Raw genomic sequence first — 21,237 nt, forward strand, 5'->3', positions numbered from 1 at the left:
CCAATGAATTTTCTGATGACTGGCACTTCGCATTACACCACAACAATTCTACTCTCTCCGTTCTGGTGCGCCAGCGGGGCGCACGCTTGCTAGGATCGTGTAAAAAACAATGCAGAAACAACTCGCTTTATGGGCCTGGGGCGGCATCGTGCTGCTGCTGGTCTGCCTCTCGCGCATCAGCATCGACATCTATTTGCCTTCGCTGCCGGCCATGGCCGATGCCCTGCATGCCAGTGATGCCCAGTTGCAACTGACCCTGAGCCTGTTCATGGCCGGCTCGGCCGCCTCGATGCTGGCTTGCGGGCCGCTGGCCGACCGTTACGGACGCCGCCCCGTGCTGCTGGCCGGCACGGGCATTTATGTGCTCGCCAGCATCGCCTGCACGGTGACCTCCGACGTGCACGTGCTGATCGCCGCGCGCGTGCTGCAGGCGTTCGGCGGCTGCAGTGGCACCATCATCGGCAGGGTGATGGTGCGCGACCGCTTCGATACCGCCACGCAGGCGCGCATGCTGGGGAGAATATCGATGGTGATGGGCCTGTCGCCGATACTGGCGCCGCTGGCCGGCAGCGTGCTCGACGCGGCCTTCGGCTGGCGCGCCGTGTTTGGCACGTTGTGCCTGCTGGGCGCGCTGTCGCTGTGGCTGATCGCCGCCTACGTGCCGGAAACGAAACCCGCCGACGCCGTGCCACAGGGCAATACCCTGGCCTTGTACCGCCGCCTGCTGGGCGACGCGTATTTTCTACGCTATGCGCTGGCCATCGCTTGTGTGTATTGCACGTATTTCCCCTTCATCGCGGAATCGTCCGTGCTGTTGCAAAGGGGCATGCATCTGTCGCCGCACGCGTATGCGCTGGTGTTCGCGCTGACGGTCAGCGGCTATATCGCGGGGTCGAGCCTGTTCCGCGCCCTGGGGCCGCGCCTGGGCGCCGATTACCTGCTGGGCGTGGCGGTGCTGATCAATGTGGCGGGCGCGGCCAGCTTGTTGCTGGCAGGCAGCCTGGCGCCGCAACACGTGGCGTCGCTGGTAGCGCCCATGCTGCTGGTGATGGTGTCGGTGGGCATGGCCATTCCGGCCTGCCAGCTGGCCGTACTACAGCCGTATGGCGCACAGGCGGGCAGCGCTTCGGGCCTGTTCTTCTTCATCCAGATGCTCATCACGGCCGCCTGCGGCGCCGTCATCGCCGCCATCACGGATGGCAGCGAAAAGCCCCTGCTGTGGGTGACAGCAGCGGCCAGTGGTGCCTTTGCCGCCGTCTGGCTGCTCACGAAGAGCAGGGCCAGCGTGGCGGCAGCAAGCCTTACATGACGATCTTGACCATCGGGTGGCCCGACAGCGCCATGTACAGGGCATCGAGCTGCTCGCGGCTGATGGCGCGCACGGTGACGGTCAGGCCCGTGTAATTGCCCTTGCCCGATGGGCGCTCTTCCATGCGGCCCACGTGGAAGGTCGGATCGTGGCTGATGACCAATTCCAGCATCGTCGGCGCGAAGTCGACATGCGTCGGACCCATGATCTTGATGGGAAAATCGCTCGGGTATTCGATCAGCGATTCGCTGGGAGGAATCGTGACTTCGGTGGGTGGGGTGGTTTGCATGGGAAATCCTATCAGTGCCGGTCAGAACAGGCGGCGCAGCGCATAGCGCGCGGCGGCTGCATAAAGACGTATTGTAGCCAACTTTGGGGGCGGATGCGCCCGTCGCCATGGCGCCAGGGGCGCGGAAAAAAAATGCCAGCTTGGTAAGCTGGCGAAAACTATTTCGTTTGGACAAAATAGCCGGAAAAATCGGTGCTGTCACACGCTGGAGTAGCAGTGGTTCTACTATAGAAAAAACACAGCTGCTTTACCTCAGGCATGTGACGAACTGCCGCTTTCTCGGCATGAACGTCGATACGGCGCGACAGGCGGCGCGGCCGTCAACGCTCCGCTTCCTGCATCCGGCCATTGCGGCCGGGACCGCCGCGCTCATTGCCTCTGTCATTACTGCGTTCACGTGGCGGCCCGCCGCGTTCGCCGCCACGCGCCTCCTGTGCCGGACGCGCGGCGGGGGGCGGCATCGGCGGCGGCGCGGGCCGCGGCTGGGCCACTGGCGGTGGCGCAGGCACGGCAGGCGGCGGCGCCGTCTGCCGCATTTCGCGGCGGGGCCCACGCTCTCCGTGCTCCCAGTGGTTACTGTCCGGGCGTGCCTGCGGCCGCTCCCCGCCATGCCACCCGGGGCGGCCCACCTGGTCTTGCACAGGGGGCAAGGCCGGCATCGCCGGCATCACGGGCTGGGCCGGCATCGGCGGCTGTTGCGGCTGGGCCGGCACGGGCGGCCGGTTCGGCTGCATGGGACGCGGCGCCAGGTGCGTCTGGCCATCGTCCGTCTGCAAGCGGCCAGGACGGTTGACCCAGTCGCGCCGGACACCGCTATCGCCGCGCGGCGCATCCAATGGACGCTGCCAATTGCCGGCCGGCGCAGGGGCCGTGCTCAAGGGCAAACTTTGCATGACGGGTGGCGGCATGGTGGTGCGGTTGCGCCGCGGCACGTCGACCGTGCGCTGCGCGCCAAAACGCTCGCCAGGCAACATGCTCATGCCTTCGCGGCGTTCGCGTTCGCCCGACACGGAGCGGCGTCCCTCGGCCATGCGGTTGATGCGGCGTTCATAGTCCGCGCTGGCGCGGTAGCCGGGCACATAGCGGTCATGCGGCGACAGGGGAAACCAGCCCACGCCAGGACGCGGGCCCTGCTGCGGCGCGCGACCTCCGCCCACCCAGCCCACCAGGGCTGGTGCCCAGGGCACGCGGCCGCGCTCGCGGCCCGGCGCCCAGCCCCAGCGCTGGCCCAGCAGCACCCAGCGGCCGTAATGCGAGGGCGCGTAGCCCCAGGGCGCATTGTCGACCCAGGTCCAGCCCCATGGGGCGATCCACGTCCAGCGCCCGTCGCTGTAGGGCGCCCAGCCGGCCGGTACCGCGCTGGGCAGCCACAGGGGCCCATATTGCGCATCGTCCTGCCAGGCGCCGTAGCGGTCCAGCTCCTCATAGCCAGTGGTATCGTCCGTGACATAGCGCAAGGCTGGCGTGGCGGCGGGCACGGCTTCGGGCCATTGGTCGAAGGCGATCCTCTGCACGGCGCCCGTGCGCAATTCCTCGTCCGTCAGCTCGGCGCGCTTGCCTGAACGCAAGGTCACGCTACCCGTCGCGCCATCCACGTCGGCCACCCCTTCGAGTACGCTGACGACGCTGGTGCCGGGCTGGCGCCCTGCCTCGATGCGCACCCAGCCCGGCTGGATCAGAGTCACGCGGGCCTGGGCGGTGGTCAGTTCGAAGCCGCGCAGCGCATCGGGATTGCGCACGCGCACGCTGACCGTGCCATGGCTGAGGTGCAGTGTGAAATGGTCGTCATCGAGCTCGCTCACTTCCAGCTCGGAATCGCCATCGAGGCGCACGGCGGCCGCGCCCACGCGAAGTTCCGCCAGCGCGCCGCGCATGGTGCTGAGCCGGTTATCCGTCGTGACGGGCCAGTTCAGCAGGGCATTTTGCGCATCGCCATCGCCGGCGCGCACCAGCACCTGCCCTTCGACGGTGGAAATGCGGCCCACGCGGGCCGGCGGATCTTCGGCGAGAGCCAGCGAGCACGCCGACGACAGCATCACGGCGCACACGGCGCGCAGGAAAGGGAAAGGCAGGGTCGGACGCATGGCAGCGCTCCAGGCAGGACTTACAAGGATGACACGCTATCGATTACATCCGCATCGGGCGGGCATCGCAAGCGGGCTTACAAATGTTTGCATCTTGGTTTGCATGTTGCCTTGGCTCAGGACGCCGCCTGGCTGCCCCGCTTGACGAAGAACAGGGCGGCGCCAACGGCCATCAGCAAGCCGCCAAAGAAGCGGTTCTGCTTCTTCACGGCCTTGGCATCGCGGAAAAAGCGCTGCATCGACGACGCCAGGAAGGCGTAGCTGTGCATGACGATCTGATCGATCGTGCACATGGTGACGGCCAGGATCAGCAATTGCGGCAACAGCGGTGCCGTGGGGCTGATGAATTGCGGCAGCACCGCCACCATGAAGATGATGCCCTTCGGATTCGTCACGTTGGTCAGAAAACCCGTCAGCACGCGCCGGCGCATGGAAGGCACCACTGCATCGGCGTGCAGGTCACCCGTCACCGCCACCCTGGCGCGCCATTGCGACAGGCCCAGGTAGATCAGGTACAGCGCGCCCACCGTCTTGACGATATTAAAAGCCACTTCGGAGGCCAGCAGCAGGGAACCGACGCCGGCGCCCGCGATGCCCAGCACCACCAGCAGCCCCAGTTGCAGGCCGAGGATGGTGGCGCTGGCCTTTTTCACCCCGTAGGACAGGCCGTGCGACATCGACAGCACGGCGCCCGAGCCGGGCGAGACAGCGATGATGGAAGCGGCGATGACAAAGGTGATCCAGGTGGCAAAGTGCATGCGGTATCCAAAAATGGTAATGAGGAGTAATTTTAACCCGGCCTGTGCGGCCCTGCCGGCCATCTCTGGGGTAAGATCGCAGGCACGCTTTATCTACACCTTTGCGACGCTTTTCCTTACCGTACAACCAAGAATAACATCATGAAAAACAACACTTTCCTCTCTCCAATATTTCCTGCCACCACTGCGGGAGCGCGCTGAGATGGCCGGCTCCAGCCTGCTGGCCCTGCTCGACGATATCGCCAGCATCCTTGACGACGTTTCCCTGATGACCAAGGTGGCCGCCAAGAAGACGGCCGGCGTGCTCGGTGACGACCTGGCCCTGAACGCGCAGCAAGTGGCCGGCGTGCGCGCCGAGCGCGAACTGCCCGTCGTATGGGCCGTCGCTATCGGTTCACTGAAGAACAAGGCCATCCTCGTGCCCGCCGCGCTGGCCATCAGCGCGTTTGCGCCGTGGGCCATCACGCCGCTGCTGATGGTGGGCGGCGCCTACCTGTGCTTCGAGGGTTTCGAAAAGATCGCCCATCAATACCTGCATCCGGATGACAGCCACAAGGCTGAACTGGCGCAGGCGCTGCGCGACCCGCAAGTCGACCTGGTGGCACTGGAAAAGGACAAGATCAAGGGCGCCATCCGCACCGACTTCATTTTGTCGGCGGAAATCATCGTCATCGCCCTCGGCACGGTGGCCGCAGCCACCTTCGCCGAGCAGGTGGCCGTCGTCGTCGGCATCGCCCTCATCATGACGGTGGGCGTGTATGGCCTGGTGGCCGGCATCGTCAAGCTCGATGACGCGGGCTTTTATCTGGCCGCGCGCAAGGGCACGGGCGCGCTGATGGACGGCGTGCGCGGCTTTGGCCGCATGCTCGTGTCGGCGGCGCCGAAATTGATGAAATTTCTCTCCATCGTTGGCACCCTGGCCATGTTCATGGTGGGCGGTGGCATCTTGACGCATGGCTGGCCATGGGCCAGCGCCATGCTGCACCACGCGGAAGAAGCCGTCGGCGGCGTGGCCGGCATCGGCCCCGTGCTGGGGGCCGTCACGCCCAGCCTGATCAATGCGGTGGCCGGCCTCATCGCCGGTGGCCTGGTGCTGGCAGGCGTCACGGCCGTGTCGGCTTTATTGCGCATGGTCAAATCAAGCAAATAAGCTTTCTGGTCTGATGGGGCGGCAGGCGCATCCGTGCCTGCCGCCCCGGCCATGCCGGCGGCGCCTGCCTGCCCATGGAGACCCTATGCAGACTTACCCCATCCAACGTCCCAGCAGCGCCTTTATCGGCGCCTCCTGGGCGGCCCTGCTGATCGGCATCGTCACTTACCTGTCCGGCCTGTGGAACGCCACGATGGCCCTCAACGAAAAGGGCTATTACTTCACCATCCTCACTTACGGCCTGTTCGCTGCCATCTCGCTGCAGAAATCCGTGCGCGACCGTAGCGAAGGCATCGCCGTGACCGGCATGTATTTCGGCCTGTGCTGGATTTCCGTGCTGCTGGCCTTGCTGCTGCTCACCGTCGGCCTGTGGAATGCCACCCTGCAAAACAGCGAAAAGGGCTTTTATGCCATGGCATTCCTGCTCAGCCTGTTTGCCGCCGTGGCCGTGCAAAAAAATGTGCGCGATGTGGCGCGCGCCCAGGCCACCACAACAGCCGACGCGCCGGGAACTTAAGCCCCAGCGACGCGTCTATCTCTATATCCATATCGGGAGTGGGCGATGAGCGACCAGCAGAAACGTTTGCAGATGGCGCTGGAGGCGGCGCACATGGCGATCTGGGATTCGCGCATCGTCGCTGGCCGCGTCATCGACGGCACGGTCATCTGGTCGGCCAGGGGTGCAGCCCTGCTGGGCTTGGGGGAGCGCGCCCTGACACATTCCTTCCACGCTTTCCTCGACTGCGTGCATGCCGATGACCGCGACAAGGTGGTCGGCGTGCTGCAGGACGGCGTGCGCCGGCGCGCCGGCTACGCCCTGCAATACCGTGTCGTCTGGCCCGACGGCAGCGAACACTGGCTGGCGGCCAAGGCGCAGGTCTTCATGGACGGCGGCGGCCATCCCGAGCGCACCCTGGGCATCGTCTGGGATGTCACCGAACACATACTGCGCGAACTCATGATCGCCGAACGCAAGGAACTGGCCGAAGTGACGCTCAGCTCCATCGGCGACGGCGTCATCACCACCGATCCGCAGGGCAAGACGCGCTACCTGAACCGCGTTGCCGAGCAACTCACGGGCTGGAGCAGCCAGTTGGCCGAGGGGCTCGACATCCTGGAAACGCTGTGCCTGGTCAATGAACACCCGAACCAGCCGCTCGAGCACGTCGCCATCAAGTGCCTGCGCCAGCGCCAGGCCATCGGCATATCCACGCACACGCAACTGATCACGCGCGAAGGCCGGCGCATCGCCATCGAAGAGTCCGCCGCACCCCTCTGGTCGCGCGACGGTGAGATCCTTGGCGCCGTCGTCGTGTTTCGCGATGTCAGCCACGAACGCAAGCTGAGCCAGCAATTGTCGTGGCAAGCCACGCACGACGCCCTGACAGGCCTGATCAACCGGCGCGAATTCGAACACCTGGTGGCCGGTGCCCTGCATACGGCCAAAGAAGACGGCCACGCGCATGCACTGCTGTACCTGGACCTGGACCAGTTCAAGATCATCAACGACACCTGCGGCCACGCCGCCGGCGACGTGCTGCTGCAACTGCTGGCCAAGATGCTGCAGGGACAGATGCGCGACAGCGACATCCTGGCACGCCTCGGCGGCGACGAACTGGGCGTGCTGCTGCCCCACTGCCCGCTCGAGCATGCGCGCCTGATCGGCGAACAGCTGCGCCAGTCCATCCGCGAATTCCGCTTCGCCTGGGACGAACACAGCTTCGAACTGGGCGTGAGCATAGGCATCGCGGAAATCAACCAGGACAGCAAGTCCATGAGCGAGCTGCTGAGCGCCGCAGACCAGGCTTGCTGCCTGGCCAAGGAGCAGGGCCGCAATCGCCTGCACGTGTACCAGGAGTCCGACGTCATGCTGGCGCAGCGGCATGGTGAAATGCTGTGGATCTCGCGCCTGAACGAAGCGTTCGCACACGATTATTTCCGCCTGTACGCCATGCCCATCGTGCACCTGCGCGACAGTCCGGAACGACATGACGAAGTGCTGATCCGCATCCGCAACAGCCAGGGCGACCTGATACTGCCCGGCGCCTTCATTCCCGCCGCCGAACGCTACGACATGATGCTGTCCATCGACCGCTGGGTCATCCGCGCCGTCTGCCAGCATATCCAGAGCGTGCGCGACAGCCTGCCGCCCTTGGCTGCGCTGGCGGAAAGCCGGCGCCGCACACCGGCCCTGTATTCCGTCAACCTGTCGGGCATGTCGCTGGCCGACACGGGCCTGCAAGACTACATCACGGGTCAATTCTTGCAGTACGCGATTGCGCCCGAACAAATCTGCTTTGAAATCACGGAAACGGCTGTCATCGCCAACTTGCCCAAAGCACAAGTATTCATGCGCCAGCTCAAGGCCATGGGCTGCCGTTTCTCGCTCGACGACTTCGGTAGCGGCTTTTCCTCGTTCGCTTACCTGAAAGCGCTGCCCGTCGACTACCTAAAAATCGACGGCGTCTTCGTGCGCGGCATCGCCACCAATGCCATCAACCGCGCCATGGTCAAGGCCATCAATGAAGTAGGCCACGTGATGGGCTTGAAAACGGTGGCCGAATACGTGGAAAACGCGGAGACGCTGGCCATCATCCGCGAGCTGGGCATCGACTACGCGCAAGGCTACGCCGTGGGCAGCCCGCGGCCCCTGACGGCAGGCATCAATTAGCCACCGCCGGCAACCAGTAACTTTAAAACAATGCCGCATTGCTATCGCTAAATGCGTGCGAGCACGACCAATCTGGAGGATTTTGATCTACATCAATAAATTTGCGCAAGCGACTCCTTACACTGATCTCCATTCTTGCAATCGTGCAAGTCTTACTCACCAATAAGCTCTTTAACTGATCAGGAAGCCGCGACCATGCGCCAAAATTTGCCAGTGACTAACCGTGAAGTCCTCGTCTTGGACGATCAGGCCATCGTGTCGAAAACGGATATGAACGGCAATATCGTGTATGTGAATCCCTACTTCAGCCAGGTCAGCGGCTTCAGCGAGGCAGAGCTGATCGGATCGCCGCAAAATATCGTGCGCCACCCGGACATGCCGGCCGAGGCGTTTGCCGACCTGTGGGCTTCGATCCAGGCCGGCACGCCGTGGACGGGCCTGGTCAAGAACCGTTGCAAGAACGGCGACTTTTATTGGGTACGCGCAAACGTCACGCCCATCCGCGAAGCGGGCAAGACCATCGGCTACATGTCGGTGCGCGTGAAGGCCGACAAGGATCAGGTCAAGGCGACCGAGGAAGCCTACGCGGCCATCCGCAACAAGGAAGGCGGCAAGATTGTCATCAAGAACGGGCAAATCGTGCGCCCGGGACTGGCGCACCTGCTGCACAACCTGACACACATGTCGCTCAACTTGCGCATCTGGGCCGCCACGTCCATCGTCAACTGCCTGCAGTTGCTGGTGTGCGTCATCAGCCTGTTCGCCAGCGGCGGCAAGATCACCAATTACGCCATCTTCGGCGCCACCCTGTTCGGCTTCCTGATCAATGTCTTCCTCTGGTACACCTTGCGCATGTCCGTGCTCAAGCCGCTGGGCAAGGCCCTGAACGGCGCGCGGGCAATTGCCGCCGGCGACCTGTCGGGCAGTTTTGAAACGGACAGCACGGATGAAGTGGGGCAATTGCTGCGCGCGCTGCAACAGATGAACAGCAACCTGATCGCCACCATCCGCGATGTGCGCATCAACGTGGAAACCATGGCCGTGGCCACCAAGCAAATCGCCGTCGGTAATATGGACCTCTCGGGCCGCACGGAATCGCAGGCGGCCAGCCTGGAAGAGACGGCCTCGAGCATCGAGGAATTCTCGTCGACGGTGAAGCAGAACGCGGACAACTCGGTGCAGGCGAACGAGCTGGCCGTGGCCGCCTCGAAAGTGGCCGTGCAGGGCGGCGAGATCGTGGCCGAAGTGATCACCACCATGGACGAGATCAATACTTCGTCGAAGAAAATCGTCGACATCATCGGCCTGATCGAAGGCATCGCCTTCCAGACGAATATCCTGGCCCTGAATGCGGCCGTGGAAGCGGCCCGCGCCGGCGAGCAGGGCCGCGGCTTCGCCGTGGTGGCGGGCGAAGTGCGCAACCTGGCGCAGCGCTCGTCCGTGGCGGCCAAGGACATCAAGCAACTGATTGAAATTTCCGTCGGCAAGGTGGGCGCCGGCATGCTGCAGGTGAACCGCGCCGGCGCCACAATGGAACAGGTGGTCAGTTCCGTCAAGCAGGTGACGGCGATCATGCAGGAAATCTCCATCGCCTCGCGCGAACAGAGCATCGGCGTCGACCAGGTCAACCAGGCCATCGCCCACATGGATCAGGTGACGCAGCAAAACGCGGCCCTGGTGGAGGAGGCCGCCGCCGCCGCCACGCGCCTGGCGGAAGAAGCAGCGAGCCTGTCGCAAGCCGTGAGCCTGTTCAATTTCGGCAAGATGCCGCCACCGCGCCGCGTCGCCATGCCTGGCGGCAAGGGAGGCGCCGCGAACACTGGCAAACCCGCCGCTCTGAAACGCCTGGCCGCCTAACACCTTTCAATACCTTACACACATCATGCCTACACTACTCAGCAGTGCTTCCGCCGACCTGGACGCCGTCGTCGAATTCGACCCGGTCATCATCGGCAAGATGAGCCAGTCCGGCCCCCGCTACACGTCCTATCCGACGGCCGACCGTTTCACTGCCGACTTCGGCTACGGCAATTTTCTCGAAGCGCTGGCCGCGCTGCGCATGCGCGGCGGCCGCCGTCCGCTGTCGCTGTACGTGCACGTGCCGTTCTGCGACACCCTGTGTTACTACTGCGCCTGCAACAAAATCATCACGAAAGACCGCAGCAAGGCCGCCACCTATCTCAGCTATCTGAAACAGGAAATCGCCATGCAGGGCAAGCTGTTTGCCGGCATGAACCAGATCGAACAGCTGCATTTCGGCGGCGGCACGCCCACTTACCTGAGCGAAAAGCAGATGGATGAGCTGATGCTGCATTTGCGCCAGCATTTCGAGTTCGCTTCCGATGAAGACGGCGAGTATTCGATCGAAATCGACCCGCGTACCGTGTCGCGCGAACGCGTTTTTTCGCTGCGCGCACAAGGTTTCAATCGCATCAGCCTGGGCGTGCAGGATTTCGACGCCGACGTGCAGAAGGCCGTCAACCGCATCCAGCCGGAAGCGGAAACGGTGGCCATCATGCAGGCCGCGCGCGACGCCGGTTTCCGCTCGATCAGCATCGACCTGATCTACGGCCTGCCCAAGCAAAGCCTGGAGACCATGACGGAAACCTTGCGCAAGGTCATCTCCGCCAGCCCGGACCGCATCGCCCTGTACCACTATGCGCACATGCCGCACCTGTTCAAGCCGCAGCGCCGCATCCTCGACGCCGACATGCCCGACAGCGCCACCAAACTGGCCATGCTGGGCCTGTGCATCGCGCGCCTGACGGCCGCCGGCTATGTGTACATCGGCATGGACCATTTCGCCAAGCCCACGGACGACCTGGCCGTGGCGCAACGCCAGGGCCGCTTGCACCGCAACTTCCAGGGCTATTCGACGCGCGCGGAAGCAGACCTGATCGCCTGCGGCGTGTCGGCCATCAGTTCCATTGGCGCCGTCTACAGCCAGAATGAAAAAACGCTCGACGCGTACTACGAAAAGCTCGACGAAGGCGTGCTGCCGATCGCGCGCGGCATCAAGCTCGATACGGACGATTTATTGCGCCGCATCATCATCCAGATGCTGATGTGCAATTTCGAACTGTCGATCGCCACCATCGAACAAGCGCATCCCGTGAAGTTCCGCAGCTATTTCGCCGCCGAGCTGGAAAAGCTGCGCGAACTGGCGAGAGATGGCTTGCTCGTCATCGAGGAAGACTGGCTGACGGTGACGCCGAAAGGGCGCTTGCTGATCCGCAATATCTGCATGGTCTTCGACCGCTACCTGACGCAGGCCCGCGCGAACGCGGCGCCGGACGCGGTGCAGCCGCTGCGCTACTCGAAAACGGTGTAACACTTCCCGATGAACGCCCTCAGCCTCGTGCCCATGTTCCTGGTCGGCCTGGCCGGCAGCGTACACTGCATCGGCATGTGCGGCGGCATCGTCGGCGCCCTGTCGCTGGGCGGTGGCACGCCGGCCGCGCCCAGCCGCCCCGTGATCGCCATCGCCGTGGCGCGACCGGTGCTGCAATCGAACGTGCTGCGCGTACTGGCCTACAACGGCGGGCGCATAGGCAGCTACATGCTGGCCGGCGCCATGGCGGGCAGCCTGGCGGGCGCGGGCATGCTGCATATGGCGTCACTGCAATTGGCCGGCTACTGGCTGGCCAACCTGATGCTCGTCGCCCTGGGCCTGTACCTGATGGATGCCTGGCGCGGCCTGGCCCATCTGGAAGCGGCAGGCAATGTCGTCTGGCGCCGCGTGCGCCCCTTGCTAAAACCCTTGATGCCGATGGATACGCCGCTGAAGGCGCTTGCCGTGGGTGGCCTCTGGGGCTGGGTGCCGTGCGGCATGGTCTACAGCGCCCTGCTGACGGCCATGCTGCAAGGTTCAGCCATCGACGGCGCAGCCGCCATGGCTGCCTTCGGCCTGGGAACCCTGCCCATGCTGTTTGGTATGGGCCTGCTGGGCACGCGCCTGCGCGCGCAGATGCAGCGCCGTCCCGTGCGCATCGCCAGCGGCTTGCTGGTACTGGGCTTCGGCCTGCTGGGCCTGCTGCGTGCCGCGAATGGCCTGTCGCTGGGCTGGCTCGATGCCCTGTGCGTCACGGGCCATCCATGAAAAGAACTGTATGAATGCTGTTTTAAAACCCTCCGCCTGCTTCCATTGCGGCTTGCCCGTCCCCTTTGGCTCCCACTGGCACGTCACTATCGACGAGCTGCCACGCGCCATGTGCTGCCCCGGCTGCGAAGCGGTGGCGCAAACCATCGTCGACATCGGCCAAAGCGCCTACTACCGCGACCGCGACGAATACGCCGTCAACGCGGCCGACGCCACCATGGTGCCGCCCGAATTGCGTCTGTACAGCAATGACGACGCACAGTTCGCGCGCGACGCCAGCAGCTGCGAGGCGACACTCTCCGTCGAAGGCATCCGCTGCGCCGCCTGCGTCTGGTTGATCGAACGTCAGCTAACGCGCCTGCCCGGCGTGCAGGCCGCCAGCCTGAACGTCGCCACGGAGCGCCTGTACGTGCGCTGGAGCCGCGCGCAGTGCGAGCCGGGCGACATCCTGCAAGCCGTGCGGCAAGTGGGCTACACGGCTTATCCGTATGACGCCGTGCGCCATGGCGAGCGCCTGCAAAAAGCCAGCAAGACCCTGGGCCGCCAGCTGTTCGTGGCGGGCCTGTCGATGATGCAGGTGATGATGTACGTGGCACCCGCCTACCTGGCCGCCGAGGATGGCACCCTGGACGACAGTATGGCCAGCCTGATGCGCTGGGCCAGCCTGCTGCTCACCTTACCGGCCATCTGCTATTCAGCCATGCCCTTCTTCCAGGGCGCCTGGGCCAGCCTGCGCGCGCGCACCCTGGGCATGGACGTGCCCGTCGCGCTGGGCATCCTGGCGGCCTTCTTCGGCAGCGTGGTGGCGACCTTTACGGGCCGCGGCGAAGTGTATTACGACTCGGCCACGATGTTCATCTTCCTGCTGCTGTGCAGCCGCTATTTCGAATTGCAGGCGCGCCGCAAGGCCGCCTCGGCGCTGGAACGGCTGCAGCATGCCTTGCCTGCCTCGGCCTCGCTGATGGCGGGCTTTCCAGAGCACCGCGCCACCACCCTGGTGCCGGCAGGCACGCTGGACGTGGGCGACATCATCCTCGTGAAACCGGGCGAGGCGATCGCCGCCGACAGCGTCATCATCGAAGGCACGAGCGCGCTCGATTTATCTCTGCTGACGGGCGAGAGCGCTGCCCAGCGCCGCAAGACGGGGGAACAGGTGCCGGGCGGGGCCATCAACGCCAGCGCGGCGCTGATATTGCGCGTGCTCAAACCGGCGCGCGAAAGCACCCTGTCCGACCTGTTAAAACTCATCGAGCGGGCCGGTAGCGGCAAGCCGCAGATCGCGCAGTGGGCCGATAAAGTGGCGGCCTGGTTCGTGCTGGGCCTGCTGCTGTTTGCCGTCGCCGTGTTCGCCTTCTGGAGCTGGCACGATGCGTCGCGGGCCTGGCCCGTGGCTATCGCCGTGCTGGTCGTGTCGTGCCCGTGCGCCTTGTCCCTGGCCACGCCGACGGCGCTGGCGGCCGCGACGGACAGCCTGCTGCGACGCGGCGTGCTCATCGTCCAGCCGCATGTGCTGGAAACCTTGCACCGCGCCACCCACATCGTCTTCGACAAGACGGGCACCTTGACGCTGGGCCGGCCTGTGCTGCAGCAAATCGAGGGCCTGGGCAGCATGACGGAAGACGCTTGCCTGCAAGTGGCCGCCGCGCTGGAAGCGGGCAGCGCTCATCCGCTGGCGCAGGCGATCCTCAGCGCCGCCGAAGGGTTGTCAAGACAGCAGCCGCGCGCGCATGCGGAAAATTTGCAGGAAGTGCAGGGCCAGGGTCTCGAAGGCATCGTCGACGGCGTGCGCTACCGCCTGGGCAATGCGGCCTTTGTGGCCGCCATCGCCGGGCCGCCGCTGGGCGACACGGCCGTCGGCGTGCAGGGCATGACGCCGCTCTACCTGGGCGCGCAGGGACACTGGCTCACGCGCTTTTTGCTCAGCGATGCGCTGCGCCCGGAGGCGCGCGAAGTGGTCGATTATTTCCATAAGCGCGGCAAGCAAGTCGTGCTGCTGAGCGGCGACCAGGAAGCGCTGACGCAAAGCGTGGCGGCGCAACTGGGCATCGCCACGGCTTGCGGCGAATGCCTGCCCGATGAAAAGCTCGATTTCGTGCAGCAACTGCAGGCGACGGGCGCCGTGGTGGCGATGGTGGGCGACGGCATCAACGACGCCGCCGTGCTGAGCGCGGCCGATGTCTCGTTTGCCATGGGTTCCGGCGCCGCGCTGGCGCAGGCGCATGCGGACACGGTGCTGCTCTCAAGCCAGTTGAATTCAGTGCTCGACACGGCAATAACGGCCGCGCGCAGCATGCGCATCATCCGCGAAAACCTGGGCTGGGCCACCCTGTACAATCTGACGGCCATCCCGGCCGCCGCGCTGGGTTTCCTGAACCCCTGGCTGTCCGGCGTCGGCATGGCTGCCAGCTCGGCGGTCGTCATCGCCAACGCCCTGCGCCTGCGGAAAGCCTGAACCATGGAAGCACTCTACCTCCTCATCCCCTTAAGCGTCGTGGTCGTCTTCATCGCCCTGTGGGTGTATTTCACGGCCTCCGACAGCGGCCAGTTCGACGACCTCGTCGGACCGGGCCTGCGCGTGCTGCAGGACGACGATATGCCGGCCAAGCCGGCTCCCGACGAACCGCACGCCTGACGTTTCCCCTCCGGCACGATGGCGCCTGGCCATCGTTGAACTATGCCATTTGACGCAGATCAAGCCCTGATTGTAGGGATATTGCATGGCTTTTTTTGACCGAAATATGCCTATATTTCGATGCCAGTTCGCTACGCTTATTTCATCCGGGGAATTTTGATCCACATCAAAGTTTTTTCGCGGTCAAACACTTACTCTCTGGCCACCATCATAAATAGTAATTCCAGGGAGAGTCTTTGTGGATCAATCGCTGAACTATAACTACAAGATCGTGAAGCAATTCGCGGTCGCTACTGTGGTATGGGGCATCATCGGCATGCTGGTTGGCGTTATCATCGCCGCTCAGCTAGCCTGGCCTGCCCTGAACCTCGACATACCATGGCTGACATACGGACGTTTGCGTCCGCTGCACACGAATGCGGTGATTTTCGCCTTCGGCATCTGCGGCCTGTTCGCCACCTCGTACTACGTTGTACAACGCACCTGCCAGGTGCGCCTGTTTTCCGACAAGCTGGCCGCCTTCACGTTCTGGGGCTGGCAAGCAGTGATCCTGTGCGCCGTCGTCAGCCTGCCCATGGGCCTGACGCGCGGCAAAGAATACGCCGAACTGGAATGGCCTATCGCCATCCTCATCGCCGTCGTCTGGATCGCCTACGCCATCGTGTTCTTCGGCACCTTGATCAAGCGCAAGGTCAAGCACATCTACGTGGCCAACTGGTTCTTCGGCGCCTACATCCTGGCCGTGACGATTTTGCACGTGGTCAATGGCGCCGTCATGCCAGCCTCGTTCACCAAGTCGTACTCCGCCTATGCGGGCGTGCAGGACGCCATGATCCAGTGGTGGTACGGCCATAACGCGGTGGGTTTCATCCTGACCGCCGGCTACCTGGGCATGGTCTACTACTTCATCCCGAAACAGGCAGAGCGCCCCGTGTACTCGTACCGCCTGTCCATCGTCCACTTCTGGGCGCTGATCTTCACTTACATGTGGGCGGGCCCGCATCACCTGCACTACACGGCATTGCCTGACTGGACGCAATCGATCGGCATGGTCTTCTCGCTGGTCCTGCTGGCACCAAGCTGGGGCGGCATGATCAACGGCATCATGACCCTGTCGGGCGCCTGGCACAAGCTGCGCACCGATCCGATCCTGAAATTCATGATCGTCTCGCTGTCGTTCTACGGCATCGCCACCTTCGAAGGTCCGATGATGTCGATCAAGACCATCAACTCGCTGTCGCACTACACCGACTGGACCGTTGCCCACGTACATGCGGGCGCCCTGGGCTGGGTGGGCTTCATCACCATGGGTTCGATCTACTATCTGCTGCCACGCCTGGCGGGCCGCACGCAGATGCACAGCACGCGCCTGGTTGACGTGCACTTCTGGGTAGCCACCATCGGCATCGTGCTGTACATCGCCGCAATGTGGATCGCCGGCGTGATGCAGGGCCTGATGTGGCGTGCGGTCAATCCGGACGGCACCCTGACCTACACCTTTGTCGAGAGCGTGAAAGCAACGTATCCGTACTACGTGGTGCGCGTGGCCGGTGGCCTGCTGTACCTGTCGGGTATGTGCATCATGGGCTACAACACCTGGATGACCTTGCGCGGCAGCAAACTCCCCGTCGCCCGCATTCCAGAACTGAACGCGGCGCACGCCTGATAGGAGCGAAAGCAAATGAAATTTTCACATGCATGGATTGAGAGAAACCCCTGGCTGCTGATCGCCCTGGTCACTGTGGTGATCAGCATCGGCGGCGCTGTCGAGATCGTTCCCCTGTTCTTCCAGAAGAGCACGACGGAGCCGGTCGCCGGCCTGAAGCCGTATTCGCCGCTGCGCCTGGCGGGCCGCGACATTTACGTGCGCGAAGGCTGCTACAACTGCCACTCGCAGATGGTACGTCCGCTGCGCGCGGAAACGGAACGCTATGGCCACTATTCGGTCGCTGGCGAGTTCGTGTACGACCGTCCGTTCCAGTGGGGTTCCAAGCGCACGGGGCCGGACCTGGCCCGCGTGGGCGCCCGCTACAGCGATGAATGGCACCGCACGCACTTGAACAACCCGCGCGACGTGGTGCCCGAGTCGAACATGCCGGCCTACCCATGGCTGGCGAAGACCAAGCTGGTGCCTGACGACATCATGCCGAAGATGCGCGCCCTGAAACGCCTGGGCCAGCCGTACAGCGATGCGGAAATCGCCGCCGGCCCGGCACAGCTGCAGGACAAGACGGAAGAAGACGCCCTGGTCGCCTATCTGCAAGGCCTCGGTACATTAATCAAAACAAGGAATTAGCATGGCAATCGAAAACCTGTTTGACAGCGCCAGCAGCGTCATGACGGTGGTTTCCTTTACGACGTTCGTAGGCATCCTGTGGTGGACTTTCAGCCGCAGCAATAGCGACTTCGACGCGGCGGCGCGCCTGCCGTTCGACGACGAGGCGCTCGACTATCCGGCAGCGCCGGTATCCATGCCTGTGCCGGCACAAGGGGAGCGCAACCATGGCTGACTTTACCAATGGCTTCTGGAATATCTACATCATCGTGCTGTCCTTGCTGGGCATCATCGGCTGCGGCGTGCTGCTGTACTCGCAGTCGAAAATCAAAGTGGTCGACGGCGCGCCTGCCGACGGCACCACGGGCCACGTCTGGGACGAGGACTTGAAGGAACTCAATACGCCGATGCCGCGCTGGTGGATGTGGTTGTTCTACATCACCATCGTCTTCGCCCTGGCGTATCTGTTCCTGTACCCGGGCCTGGGCACCTATGCCGGCAGCCTGGGCTGGAAATCGACGGGCCAGTACGAGGAAGAGCTGAAGAAGGCGGAAGCCGACTACGGCCCCCTGTTCAACAAGTACCTGAGCCAGGACTTGAAGACGGTGGCCGCCGATCCGCAGGCGCATGCCATCGGCCAGCGTTTGTTCCTGACCTACTGCGCGCAATGCCACGGTTCGGATGCGCGCGGCAACAAGGGCTTCCCCAACCTGACCGACAAGGACTGGCTGTATGGCGGTGAACCCGACATCATCAAGACCACCATCATGCATGGCCGCAATGGGCAAATGCCACCGATGGGCGCCGCCCTGGGCTCCGAAAAGGATGTCGAGAACGTGGCCCATTATGTGCTGAGCCTATCCGGCTCGACCTCGGATCCCGTCAAATCCGTGCTGGGCAAGGCCAAGTTCGGCGCCTGCATGGCCTGTCACGGCGCCGATGCGAAGGGTAACCAGATGCTCGGTTCGCCTAACCTGACGGACAAGATCTGGCTGTATGGCGGCAGTGCCGATACCATCATGGAAACCATCCGCAAGGGACGCAACAACACCATGCCGGCCTTCAGCGATTTCCTCGGCGAGTCCAAGGTACACGTGCTGTCGGCGTATGTCTGGAGCCTGTCGAATCCCCAGACGCCCGTGAAATGACGTAATGGAACCTCAAGTCATCAAGATGTATGCGGCCCGCGAGCAAATCTACCCTCGCGAGGCCAAAGGACGCTACGCTACCTGGCGATGGGTATGCGTATGGCTTACCCAGCTGGCGTTCTACGGCTTGCCGTGGTTGACCTGGAATGGCAGGCAAGCCCTGCTGTTCGATTTGACCACGCGCAAGTTCTACATTTTCGGCGTCGTGCTGTGGCCCCAGGATTTCATCTATCTGGCGGCCCTGCTGATCATCTGTGCGTATTTGTTGTTCCTCGTCACGGCCATCGCCGGGCGGGTGTGGTGCGGGTTCTCTTGCCCGCAAACGGTATACACGGAAATCTTCCTGTGGGTCGAACGCCGCATCGAGGGCACGCGCAGCGCGCGCATGGCCCTCGACAAGCAGGGACCCTCCGTGCGCAAGGCTTTCAAGAAAACGGCCAAGCACCTGGCATGGGGCGCCATCGCCCTGTGGACGGGCTTTACCTTTGTCGGCTATTTCACGCCGATCAAGGAACTGGCGCGCGAGGTGACCACCCTCAATTTCGGTCCCTGGGAATGGTTCTGGGTCTTGTTCTACAGCCTGGCAACCTACGGCAACGCGGGCTGGCTGCGCGAGCAGGTGTGCAAATACATGTGCCCCTACGCGCGCTTCCAGAGCGCCATGTTTGACCAGGACACCCTGATCATCACTTACGATGCCAAGCGCGGCGAACCGCGTGGCGCCATCAGCAAGAAGGCCGGCAACAACGACAAGCTGGGCGACTGCATCGACTGCACCCTGTGCGTACAAGTGTGTCCGACCGGCATCGATATCCGCAACGGCCTGCAGTATGAATGCATCGGCTGCGCCGCCTGCGTCGACGCCTGCAACAGCGTGATGGACAAGGTCGACCGGCCGCGGGGACTGGTACGCTACAGTACCGACCATGCGATGGAAAACAACTTCAGTTCGAAGCAGATCCGCCAGCGCGCCATGCGCCCGCGCGTGCTGATCTACACTTCCATCCTGGCCCTGATCATCATCGCCGTGTGTACCTCGCTGGCCCTGCGCACGCCCCTGAAAATGGACGTGATCCGCGACCGCGGTTCGATGGGACGCGAAGTGGAAGACGGCATGATCGAAAACGTTTACCGCTTGCAGATCATGAACACCTCGGAGCAAACCCAGCATTTTAAAATCAGCGCTTCCGGCTTGCCGGGCCTGACCTTGCTGACGCGCGAAGAAGTAACCTTGCAGCCGACGGAAACGCTGGGCTGGCCGATCCGCCTGCGCGTGCCGCACGGCGTGGGCGAGAAGGGCTCGAACAAGATTGCGATCGAATTGCACTCGCTGGACGACCCATCGTTGCATGTGCGTGAAAGCGCGGTATTCATCGTACCGCGCTAATGTAGGAAGGCCAGTCCCCGGATGGGGATTGGCCGATTAAACAGGAGAAATATCATGTCCGACAGTCTCAAGCTGCAAGCCCCCGTTGCCCCGTGGTACAAGCATCGCTGGCCATGGCTGCTGATGATCGGTCCCGGCCTGTCCGTGGTCGTCGGCAGCTTCATGGGCTATATCGCGTTTACGCAGCCTGATGCGCTGGTGGTGGGCGATTACTACAAGCAGGGAAAGGCGATCAACCAGGACTTGCGGCGCGATACTGTCGCCAGCGACCTGGCGATGGATACCAGCCTGTCGTATGACGTGGCGTCAGCGCGCCTCAGTGGCTCCGTGCACAGCTTCGGCAAGGCTTACCAGGGTCCGCTGCAGCTGCATCTGGCGCATGCGACCTTGCCGGAAAAAGATATCAAGCTGCTGGTGCAGCCCGATGCGGCGGGCAACTTCTCGGTAGCGCTGCCGATGCTCGAGCGCAGCCGCTGGCAAGTGCTGGTGGAAAACGACAAACGCGAGTGGCGCCTGTCCGGCATCTGGACCTGGCCGCTGCAGCGCAGCATCGCGCTGCACGCGGATGAAGAGCTGTAAGACTTACTTGCAGACGTCCGTACCGGCCGTAATGGCCTTCAACTTGGCCGGCTGCAAGATCTCGATCTCGCGGTTGGAGACGCGCAGCCAGCCTTCCTTCTTGAATTTCGACAATAAGCGGCTGACGCTTTCGATGGTCAGGCCCAGGTAGTTGCCGATTTCCTCGCGCGACATGCGCAGCTGGAAATTGCTGCCCGAATAGCCGCGCGCCTCATAGCGCGAGGCCAGGTTGACGATGAAGGCGGCAAAGCGCTGTGTCGCCTGCATATTGCCCAGCAACAGCATGACGCTTTGCTCGCGCGTGATTTCCTGGCTCATCATCCGGTGGAAATGGCGCAGCAGGGTAGGCATACTGCCCAGCAATTGTTCCAGGCTGGAAAACGGGATTTCACACACTTCGCTGTCTTCCAGCGCCACCGCATTACAGTGGTGGCGGTCGGCGCTGATGGCGTCCATGCCCAGCAGTTCTCCTGCCATCTGGAAGCCCGTCACCTGCTCTTCGCCACCCGGATTGATCTGGTACGTCTTGAAGTGCCCCAGGCGGATCGCGTACAGGTTCTGGAACGAGTCGCCGATGCGGAACAGCGAGGCGCCGCGCACGATCTTGCGGCGGCGACCGATGATCTGATCCAGCCTGTCCATGTCGCCCACATCGAGGCCCATCGGCAGGCACAATTGATGCATGCTGCAGGTCGAGCATCGCGCACGCAACGCTTCCACGGTCACTGTGGGCAAGGTGGGAGTGAGGAGCGCTTCAGTCATGTCGGTACCTTTTAGAAAATGCAATACCGAGTTTACTGCATACACGGTTGCCGTGTGCCAATTTCACCGCAATTGCGCTGAATAAACGACGTTC

19 protein-coding genes are annotated in these 21,237 nt (G+C 63.3%); 15 read left to right on the forward strand and 4 right to left on the reverse strand.

Annotated elements, in window-relative coordinates; all coding sequences use genetic code 11:
- Positions 1-109: 109 nt before the first annotated feature.
- Complete coding sequence (locus tag CLU92_RS19830) at positions 110-1,309, forward strand: multidrug effflux MFS transporter (RefSeq protein ID WP_101483291.1); 1,200 nt, start codon at positions 110-112, stop codon at positions 1,307-1,309.
- Here CLU92_RS19830 and CLU92_RS19835 read toward each other — a convergent pair.
- The 3 genes from CLU92_RS19835 to CLU92_RS19845 all read right to left on the reverse strand — a co-directional run bounded on the left by CLU92_RS19835 (position 1,302) and on the right by CLU92_RS19845 (position 4,440).
- Complete coding sequence (locus CLU92_RS19835) at positions 1,302-1,598, reverse strand: DUF493 family protein (protein WP_070223235.1); 297 nt, start codon at positions 1,596-1,598, stop codon at positions 1,302-1,304. The two genes, CLU92_RS19830 and CLU92_RS19835, sit on opposite strands and share 8 nt — an antisense overlap.
- 320 nt (positions 1,599-1,918) lie before the next feature.
- Entirely contained in the window at positions 1,919-3,682 is a 1,764-nt protein-coding gene (locus CLU92_RS19840; protein WP_101483292.1) for a DUF6600 domain-containing protein, read from the reverse strand.
- Positions 3,683-3,798: 116 nt separating this feature from the next.
- Positions 3,799-4,440: a LysE family transporter gene (locus CLU92_RS19845; RefSeq protein ID WP_101483293.1), complete on the reverse strand. Its 642-nt coding sequence runs from the start codon at positions 4,438-4,440 to the stop codon at positions 3,799-3,801.
- 202 nt (positions 4,441-4,642) lie between these two features.
- Here CLU92_RS19845 and CLU92_RS19850 point away from each other — a divergent pair, with 202 nt between their 5' ends.
- From CLU92_RS19850 to CLU92_RS19915, 14 genes are all read left to right on the forward strand, one after another.
- Positions 4,643-5,590, forward strand: a complete 948-nt coding sequence (locus CLU92_RS19850) for a DUF808 domain-containing protein (protein WP_101483294.1) — start codon at positions 4,643-4,645, stop codon at positions 5,588-5,590.
- Between the two features lie 85 nt (positions 5,591-5,675).
- Positions 5,676-6,107, forward strand: coding sequence for an inner membrane protein YiaA (gene yiaA / locus CLU92_RS19855; RefSeq protein WP_101483295.1), 432 nt, complete (start codon positions 5,676-5,678; stop codon positions 6,105-6,107).
- Positions 6,108-6,152: 45 nt separating this feature from the next.
- On the forward strand, positions 6,153-8,261 hold the full coding sequence (locus tag CLU92_RS19860) for an EAL domain-containing protein (protein ID WP_101483296.1): 2,109 nt from the start codon (positions 6,153-6,155) through the stop codon (positions 8,259-8,261).
- A gap of 195 nt (positions 8,262-8,456) precedes the next feature.
- Positions 8,457-10,118 (forward strand): PAS domain-containing methyl-accepting chemotaxis protein, encoded by a 1,662-nt coding sequence (locus CLU92_RS19865; RefSeq protein WP_101483297.1) that lies wholly within the window; start codon positions 8,457-8,459, stop codon positions 10,116-10,118.
- 25 nt (positions 10,119-10,143) lie between these two features.
- The gene (hemN, locus tag CLU92_RS19870; protein ID WP_101483298.1) at positions 10,144-11,592 is read left to right on the forward strand and encodes an oxygen-independent coproporphyrinogen III oxidase; all 1,449 of its coding nucleotides are present in this window, start codon (positions 10,144-10,146) and stop codon (positions 11,590-11,592) included.
- Positions 11,593-11,601: 9 nt separating this feature from the next.
- Complete coding sequence (locus tag CLU92_RS19875) at positions 11,602-12,360, forward strand: sulfite exporter TauE/SafE family protein (RefSeq protein ID WP_101483299.1); 759 nt, start codon at positions 11,602-11,604, stop codon at positions 12,358-12,360.
- Positions 12,361-12,370: 10 nt separating this feature from the next.
- Positions 12,371-14,812, forward strand: coding sequence for a heavy metal translocating P-type ATPase (locus CLU92_RS19880; RefSeq protein ID WP_101483300.1), 2,442 nt, complete (start codon positions 12,371-12,373; stop codon positions 14,810-14,812).
- Between the two features lie 3 nt (positions 14,813-14,815).
- The gene (gene ccoS / locus CLU92_RS19885) at positions 14,816-14,992 is read left to right on the forward strand and encodes a cbb3-type cytochrome oxidase assembly protein CcoS (RefSeq protein ID WP_101483301.1); all 177 of its coding nucleotides are present in this window, start codon (positions 14,816-14,818) and stop codon (positions 14,990-14,992) included.
- A gap of 238 nt (positions 14,993-15,230) precedes the next feature.
- Positions 15,231-16,658, forward strand: a complete 1,428-nt coding sequence (gene ccoN / locus CLU92_RS19890) for a cytochrome-c oxidase, cbb3-type subunit I (RefSeq protein WP_046681775.1) — start codon at positions 15,231-15,233, stop codon at positions 16,656-16,658.
- 15 nt (positions 16,659-16,673) lie between these two features.
- Positions 16,674-17,288, forward strand: a complete 615-nt coding sequence (gene ccoO, locus CLU92_RS19895; RefSeq protein ID WP_101483302.1) for a cytochrome-c oxidase, cbb3-type subunit II — start codon at positions 16,674-16,676, stop codon at positions 17,286-17,288.
- Between the two features lies 1 nt (position 17,289).
- Entirely contained in the window at positions 17,290-17,502 is a 213-nt protein-coding gene (locus CLU92_RS19900; protein WP_101483303.1) for a cbb3-type cytochrome c oxidase subunit 3, read from the forward strand.
- On the forward strand, positions 17,495-18,415 hold the full coding sequence (gene ccoP / locus CLU92_RS19905) for a cytochrome-c oxidase, cbb3-type subunit III (RefSeq protein ID WP_101483304.1): 921 nt from the start codon (positions 17,495-17,497) through the stop codon (positions 18,413-18,415). Before CLU92_RS19900 ends, ccoP begins: the two co-directional genes overlap by 8 nt.
- Positions 18,416-18,419: 4 nt before the next feature.
- A complete protein-coding gene (ccoG, locus tag CLU92_RS19910; RefSeq protein ID WP_101483305.1) occupies positions 18,420-19,802 on the forward strand; it encodes a cytochrome c oxidase accessory protein CcoG in 1,383 nt (460 codons plus the stop codon).
- A 54-nt stretch (positions 19,803-19,856) separates the two neighbouring features.
- Positions 19,857-20,381, forward strand: a complete 525-nt coding sequence (locus tag CLU92_RS19915) for a FixH family protein (protein WP_101483306.1) — start codon at positions 19,857-19,859, stop codon at positions 20,379-20,381.
- 3 nt (positions 20,382-20,384) lie between these two features.
- On the opposite strand, the gene fnr is transcribed toward CLU92_RS19915, so the two are convergent.
- A complete protein-coding gene (gene fnr, locus CLU92_RS19920; RefSeq protein WP_101483307.1) occupies positions 20,385-21,143 on the reverse strand; it encodes a fumarate/nitrate reduction transcriptional regulator Fnr in 759 nt (252 codons plus the stop codon).
- Positions 21,144-21,237 lie beyond the last annotated feature (94 nt).

It is taken from the genome of Janthinobacterium sp. 61, from assembly GCF_002846335.1.
In the GTDB taxonomy this organism is placed as follows: domain Bacteria; phylum Pseudomonadota; class Gammaproteobacteria; order Burkholderiales; family Burkholderiaceae_D; genus Janthinobacterium.